Annotated in this window: 4 protein-coding genes; all 4 read left to right on the top strand. The window is 65.9% G+C overall.

Features of this window, described 5'->3' with window-relative positions; genetic code table 11:
• Nucleotides 1-797: RDD family protein (locus ACFYY8_RS28575; RefSeq protein WP_390046121.1), on the top strand; the 797-nt coding region annotated here is incomplete at its 5' end.
• A gap of 1,361 nt (nucleotides 798-2,158) precedes the next feature.
• A complete protein-coding gene (locus ACFYY8_RS28570; RefSeq protein WP_184724583.1) occupies nucleotides 2,159-2,491 on the top strand; it encodes an Lsr2 family protein in 333 nt (110 codons plus the stop codon).
• Nucleotides 2,492-2,756: 265 nt separating this feature from the next.
• Nucleotides 2,757-5,264 carry an ATP-dependent Clp protease ATP-binding subunit gene (locus ACFYY8_RS28565; protein WP_390046119.1) on the top strand — a complete coding sequence of 836 codons (2,508 nt, stop codon included), beginning with the start codon at nucleotides 2,757-2,759 and terminating at the stop codon, nucleotides 5,262-5,264.
• Nucleotides 5,265-5,612: 348 nt separating this feature from the next.
• On the top strand, nucleotides 5,613-6,563 hold the full coding sequence (locus ACFYY8_RS28560) for a TIM barrel protein (RefSeq protein WP_390046117.1): 951 nt from the start codon (nucleotides 5,613-5,615) through the stop codon (nucleotides 6,561-6,563).
• The last annotated feature ends 968 nt before the right edge of the window (nucleotides 6,564-7,531 follow it).

Here is a 7,531-nt window from a genome sequence, read left to right as displayed (position 1 = left end):
CGGGTCAGCAGCAGGGCTACGGCCAGCAGGCCGCTCAGCCCGGCTACGGCCAGGCTGACTACGGTCAGCAGCAGGGGTACGGTCAGCAGCAGGGTTACGGCCAGCAGGCCGCTCAGCCCTCCTACGGCCAGGACTACGGCCAGCAGGCGGCCCAGCCGTCCTACGGTCAGCAGCCTTCCTACGGGCAGCCCGACTACGGCCAGCAGGGCTACGGTCAGCAGCCCGGTTACGGTGCCCAGGCGTCCATGTACGGCCAGGGGTACGGTCCCCAGGGGGTCACGCCCCCCGGTGCGCCGGCTCCGCTGGCCGAGTGGTGGCAGCGTCTGGTGGCGAGGATGATCGACGGCATCATTCTGGCGATCCCCACGGTGATCCTCAGCCTTGTGCTCGCGGCGATCCTTATCACCAACGGTGGGTTCGACCTTGAGAGCGGCGTGATCACCCAGCCCTCGGGGTACGCCCTGTCGACTTTCCTGACCACCATCATCGCCGGTCTGATCTATGTCGCCTATGAGTTCCTGATGTTGCGGCAGAACGGTCAGACCGTCGGCAAGATGGTCATGGGTATCAAGGTCGTCCGGGTGGGAGGCGCTCTGCAGGGCGGTCTCTCCCCCGATGTCGCCATCAAGCGGGCGGGTGTCTCCTACGGCCCCTACGCGCTGAGCGGCATTCCGCTGGTCGGATTCGTGCTCAACATCTTCACTCTGGTGAACGTGCTCTGGCAGCTGTGGGACAAGCCCCTGAAGCAGTGCCTGCACGACAAGGTCGCCGCGACGGTGGTCGTCAAGACCAAGTAGTCGCGGGAAAAGGGACCGGCGGGTTGAACCGCCGGTCCCTTTTCGTGTCCGTGTCCCGGCGCGCCGGGTTTCGTGTGCGCGTCCTCGTGTGACGGGAAACACGCCGGAGGGCGTGCCCGGTAACGAGGACCCCTCAGGACGCGATGGAAGCGCAAACCCATTCGAGGTGGCACGAGGAGCGTTATGGCCGTCCACCCCCTCCCTCGCCGACAAACGCCGTGCGCCACGGACGTCACGGTGCCCCCACCCCCAAGGGCCGCGGGATGAACAACTACGCCGTGCGGTCTTTGGACAGCCGTCCACACGACCTTATGGGGCCCCAAAGGGAGAACGCGCGCCGCGGGGAGTTCGCGGACAGACGGCCGAATGGATCGAGACAGGGGGAGGGCACCCTCCCGGCCGGCGTCGACTTCGCGTCCCCCAAGGGATTGTCCTGCCACCCGACTTCCCCTTCCCGAGGCTTCTTAGCGATGGCTCAGGAGGCGTCCTGGTGTCACATGGTTGTTACGGAGTCCGCTCCTGTTTGGTGGTTATAAGGTCTACGACTATGTCCTAGATGCCAGACAAGGACGTACTCTTGGTAAGAAAACAAGGAAGATCCGTCTTCTTCTGTCGGTGGAGTCGCACCACGGCCCCCCGCAACATGAAGAGGGCAACTATCCATATGGGTGTTCTTCGCACCGGGGGCATTGTCGGCGGTGAACCCGTCCGAGGTGATCTCCGGCTTCGTGGAGAGCCCGTTTGATCTTCCCTTCCAGACCCCTCACCAGGGGCTACGTGAGCAGGAGGCCGTACGGCTCCGCAGTCGCCGAGCCGGGACCGCAATGGTTTTCCGGTGGAGTGATCATCACAAGATCGCCCTGCCGGTTTTTCCCTCCGGCTTTACGGAGCGCAACCGGTAAGGCGGCTGGAGAGAAGCATTAAGGTAGTGGGCGGCAGGTCTGTCTGCCCCAGTGACACCCACCGACCGCAGGTGACGCTATGGTCATCCGTGGACGGAACCGGACCGATCGAGCGCGTCCTCCCAGCGTGGCCCGGGTTGTCGCAGGCAAAATTTCCATGGTCTCCGAAAGTTACCCACGGTGCGGAGCGAGGACGAATGAACGAGGTATTGTCCGCGTTGATACCCCCGGTGGTCGTCGGCGGGGCCTTCATCTACGGAGTTGTCAAGCTTCTTCGGAGTGAAGCCGTCGGCCGTCGCCCGGCAAAACGACGGGATCAGGTCGAGTCGCAGAACGGTTGATCACTCCCTGGGCTCGCGGGGCGACGAGAATCGCCGGGCTCCTGGAATTGCCGCTCTCCGATTGCGGGTATATGTTTAGCTAGCGAATGAAACAATACTCCGCGAAAGGATTGCGTAGATGGCCAAGCAGATCCAGGAGATACTCATCGACGACCTCGATGGGGGCGAGGCCAATGAGACCGTCGCCTTCGCGATTGACGGCACCAGCTATGAGATTGACCTCAGCGACGTAAACGCGAAGAAGCTCCGCGACTCCCTGTCGCCTTTCGTGCAGAGCGCCCGTCGTTCCGGTGCTCTGGCTCCTCGCCGTCGTCGTGCGGGTGGTACCCGGGCACTCACGAGAGAGAAGAGCGCCGACATCCGGGCGTGGGCCAAGTCCCACGGCCTCAACGTCAGCGAGCGCGGTCGAATCGCCTCCAAGATCGTCGAGCAGTACGAAGCGGCTCACTAGATCGTTGAATCATGCGGTTATGGCGGCCACGGTGGGGTCCGGTGGCGGCCATGACCGCATGACGCGTTTGAGCGGCCGATAAACGTCGTTCGCTTGCGGCGTATCGGGAACATCGCACCCCCCGCAAGTAGTTGGATGGAGGGTGAACGCCCTGCTCTCGGGGAACGTCTTCTGCGTAGAGCGGTCGCCGGGTCGGGGCTACCATGCGGGATGACAGGGCCCGGATATCCCGGACCTGCCTGACCGCTCTGTGAGGAGCGACGAGATGTTCGAGAGGTTCACCGACCGCGCACGGCGGGTTGTCGTCCTGGCCCAAGAAGAGGCCCGGATGCTCAACCACAACTACATCGGTACGGAGCACATTCTTCTTGGCTTGATCCATGAAGGTGAAGGCGTTGCCGCCAAGGCTCTGGAGAGCCTCGGCATCAGTCTTGAAGGTGTGCGTCAGCAGGTCGAGGAGATCATCGGCCAGGGGCAGTCTGCGCCGTCGGGGCACATTCCCTTCACCCCGCGTGCGAAGAAGGTCCTTGAGCTGTCGCTCCGCGAGGCCTTGCAACTGGGACACAACTACATCGGCACCGAGCACATCCTGCTCGGCCTCATCCGTGAGGGCGAGGGTGTCGCCGCACAGGTGCTGGTGAAGCTGGGCGCGGATCTCAACCGCGTCAGGCAGCAGGTCATCCAGTTGCTCCACGGTTACCAGGGCAAGGAGCCGGCCGCCTCGGGCGGTCCGCAGGAGACGGCGCCGTCGACCTCCCTTGTGCTGGACCAGTTCGGCCGCAACCTGACCCAGGCCGCCCGCGAGGGCAAGCTCGACCCGGTCATCGGCCGGGACAAGGAGATCGAGCGGGTCATGCAGGTCCTGTCCCGCAGGACCAAGAACAACCCCGTCCTGGTCGGCGAGCCCGGCGTCGGCAAGACCGCCGTCGTCGAGGGCCTGTCGCAGAAGATCGTCAAGGGCGAGGTTCCGGAGACGCTCAAGGACAAGCAGCTCTACACCCTCGACCTGGGCGCCCTGGTCGCGGGCTCGCGCTACCGCGGTGACTTCGAGGAGCGCCTGAAGAAGGTGCTCAAGGAGATCCGCACCCGGGGCGACATCATCCTGTTCATCGACGAGCTGCACACGCTCGTCGGCGCGGGCGCCGCCGAGGGCGCGATCGACGCCGCCAGCATCCTCAAGCCGATGCTGGCCCGTGGTGAGCTGCAGACCATCGGCGCGACCACGCTCGACGAGTACCGCAAGCACCTGGAGAAGGACGCCGCGCTTGAGCGCCGCTTCCAGCCGATCCAGGTGGCCGAGCCCAGCCTCAGCCACACGATCGAGATCCTCAAGGGCCTGCGCGACCGTTACGAGGCCCACCACCGGGTCTCCATCACCGACGGCGCCCTGGTCGCCGCCGCTCAGCTCGCCGACCGCTACATCAGCGACCGGTTCCTGCCGGACAAGGCGATCGACCTCATCGACGAGGCCGGCTCGCGCATGCGCATCCGCCGCATGACCGCGCCGCCGGACCTGCGTGAGTACGACGAGAAGATCGCCAATGTGCGGCGCGACAAGGAGTCCGCGATCGACGCGCAGGACTTCGAGAAGGCCGCGGCGCTGCGCGACCAGGAGAAGCAGCTCCAGCTCAAGCGGGAACGCCGCGAGAAGGAGTGGAAGGCCGGCGACATGGACGTCGTGGCCGAGGTCACCGAGGAGCTCATCGCCGAGGTCCTGGCCACCGCCACCGGCATCCCGGTCTTCAAGCTCACCGAGGAGGAGTCCCAGCGACTGCTCCGCATGGAGGACGAGCTGCACAAGCGGATCATCGGCCAGGACGACGCCATCAAGGGTCTGTCCCGCTCGATCCGCCGCACCCGCGCCGGTCTGAAGGACCCGCGTCGCCCGGGTGGCTCGTTCATCTTCGCCGGTCCCTCCGGTGTCGGTAAGACGGAGCTGTCCAAGTCGCTCGCCGAGTTCCTCTTCGGGGACGAGGACGCGCTGATCATGCTGGACATGTCCGAGTTCATGGAGAAGCACACCGTCTCCAGGCTGTTCGGCTCGCCTCCCGGCTACGTCGGATACGAGGAGGGCGGTCAGCTCACCGAGAAGGTGCGGCGCAAGCCGTTCTCCGTGGTCCTCTTCGACGAGATCGAGAAGGCGCACCCGGACATCTTCAACTCGCTGCTGCAGATCCTGGAGGACGGTCGTCTGACCGACGCCCAGGGCCGGGTGGTCGACTTCAAGAACACCGTCATCATCATGACGACCAACCTCGGTACCCGTGACATCTCCAAGGGCATCGGGGTCGGGTTCGCGAAGGCCAACGACAACGAGTCCAACTACGACCGGATGAAGGCCAAGGTGCAGGAGGAGCTCAAGCAGCACTTCCGGCCCGAGTTCCTCAACCGTGTCGACGACATCGTGGTCTTCCACCAGCTCACGCCGAAGGAGATCATCAAGATCGTCGATCTGATGCTCGCCCAGGTGGCGCTGCGCCTGAAGGACCGCGACATGGGCCTCGAGGTCTCCGACGACGCCAAGCAGCTGCTGGCCGACCGTGGTTACGACCCGGTCATGGGTGCCCGTCCGCTGCGTCGTACGATCCAGCGCGAGCTGGAGGACATGCTGTCGGAGAAGATCCTGTACGGCGAGCTCCGGCCCGGCCAGATCGTCAAGATCGGCATCGAGGGCGAGGGCGACAACGCCACCTTCACCTTCGTCGGTGAGGCCGCGCCCACGGACCGCGTCCCGGACTCGGCCGCCGCCATCGCGGAGCCGATCCAGCACTAGGCCGGACGGTCTCCGGGGCTCCGTCCCCGAAGGACCGGCAGGTCAGAGAACTGAAGCAGACCCCGTCGTGAGACATCACGGCGGGGTCTGCTCATTTGTTATACAAGGAGGTGTCCTACCACCAAAGGTAGTACTACACTCTGTAGAGTGAGCCTGGCCAAGGCTCACCAAGTGAGCCACACATCGTGCTTTCCGCGGCGAGATCGCCTTCCGGGGTCAGCCGCGCGGCGTACCGGTGAATCACCTGCAGAGGTGACGCGGTGACCGGCCTCCGCGCGGGATGCTCGGCCCACCAGGCCGGGTCCCAGGACCACCTGACCGAAAGCACCACACGCTTGGAGGCATCGGATGCGTTTGCGACACCAGGACGGGACTCTCGTTCACCTGTCCTACAACGCGGGCGTCCATCCCGCTGAGGACCTGGAGAACCTGATCGCCCACCTGACCAGGTACGCCGTTCCGGTGCGCAAGCGCCTCGGTGTCGGGCGGATGGGCGTGGGACTCTGGCTCTCCCCGAGCGTGGCCGACCACCTCATCGCCGACCGGATCGAACTGGTCCGCCTGCGCCGTTCCCTGGAGGAGCGCGGCCTGGAGGTCGTCAGCCTCAATGGCACCGGCGGCCGCAACCAGGAAAGTCCCGGCCCCGACTGGGCCAAGCCCGAGCGGTACCGCTACACGATGTCCCTGGCCAAGATCCTGGCCTTCCTGCTTCCGGACGACGTCCAGTTCGGCAGCATCTCCACCATCCCCATCGGCTGGCGCCGTGACTGGCCCGCCGACCTGCACGCCATAGCGGCCCGCCGCCTCGAACGGCTCTCCCGCGAACTGCGCGGCCTTTACAGCGTCACCGGCAAGACGGTCAGGGTCGGCTTCGAGCCTTGGCCCGGCTGTGTACTGGAGACCACCAAGCAGGCCCTCGAACGCGTGGGCGGCATCGACTCCGAGCACCTCGGCGTCTGCCTTGACGCCTGCCACCTCGCGGGCGGCGCGGAGCAGCCGGAGGACGCCCTGCGCGGCCTGGCCGCCGCGGGTGCCCCGGTCGTCAAGCTCGGCCACGTCCACAACCACTTCGGCGACGCCTGCCAGGAACTCCCCAGCACCCGTTCCGTGCTTGAGGACACCCTCACCGCGATGCTCTCCGGCGCGGTGAACGGCACGGCTCACATCGAGGTCGAAACCCACGGCCTGGCCGTACCGCTGCGCGCCAAGGGGCCGGGCGCCCTGGTCAACATGATCGCCGAGGAACTCGACTGGGCCAGGACAAACCTGACGGCACTGGGTCTGACACTGGCTGCGTAGCCTATGGCGCCGCCTGCGGCGTCGCGGGTTGTGTCTCTTTGCGCCGCCTTCGGCGTCGCGGGCTTGGACGCCCTGAGTCGGTGCTTTCCCTCGTCGTTCGTCCGCTGCGCTCCCTCACTCCTCAGTCCAAGCACCGACGCGCCCAAGCCATGTCTCTTTGCGCCGCCTTCGGCGGCGCGGGCTTGGGCGCTTTCGGGTCGGTGTCTTCCCTCGTCTCTCCGTCGCTTCGCTCCTGCGTTCCTCAGTCCAGACACCGACGCGCCCAAGCCGACACTCCCCATGCTTGGCACCGGTAAAGCACAAGCAAAGCCCCTCACTCCTGGTGCCGGGGAGTTCGGTCAGTCTTTCCGAGTCAGGTAGAGGCAGCCTCTCGGCGTGTCTGAATCCAGGGTTTCTTGGGCTTTCAGCTCAGCCATGCGCTCCTTTCCACGTGGGGGCTTCAGCTGCGCGATGGGTTCCGGGCGAGGGTCGCGTGGGTTGCTTCAGCGGGCTGGAGCGCGGTGAGCATCGGGAGAGGGAGCGGCTACGGCGGCGTGCCGTACGAGACGGGGGTTGGTCGCGGAGGAGGGTGGATGGTCTGGCCGGCGCAGAAAGGGGCCGGGACCACGCGCGCCCGTCAGGCCGGAGGCCTGAGGAACCAGGACTCAGCCATGCAGGCCGGCCGGACCAGCGCCACCCCCTTGGCGTGAACGGTGGTCGGTGAAGGTAGCCGTCCTTCGGCAGTGATCACGTCGAGTCGGCGATCACCCTCGGCGCGAACGTCGGTAGGTGAAGGCGGTCGTCCTTCGGTGGGGGCCGGTTGTCAGCTTCGGTGTGAGCGGCGAGAACCGGGGCGGAGCCGGGAAAAGCCCGCAGCTCGGCCCGGGGTAAGTCGTGGGCCTGTGGCATAGGCAGCGGGCACTGGGGCGTGGGGTTGGGGGAAACACATGGTGAGGGCCCAGGCGTGAGCTGAGAGAAGTGGGGCGTGA

This window comes from Streptosporangium sp. NPDC001559, from assembly GCF_042893955.1.
GTDB lineage: Bacteria > Actinomycetota > Actinomycetes > Streptosporangiales > Streptosporangiaceae > Streptosporangium.
This window is presented reverse-complemented; position numbering and strand designations above follow the sequence as displayed.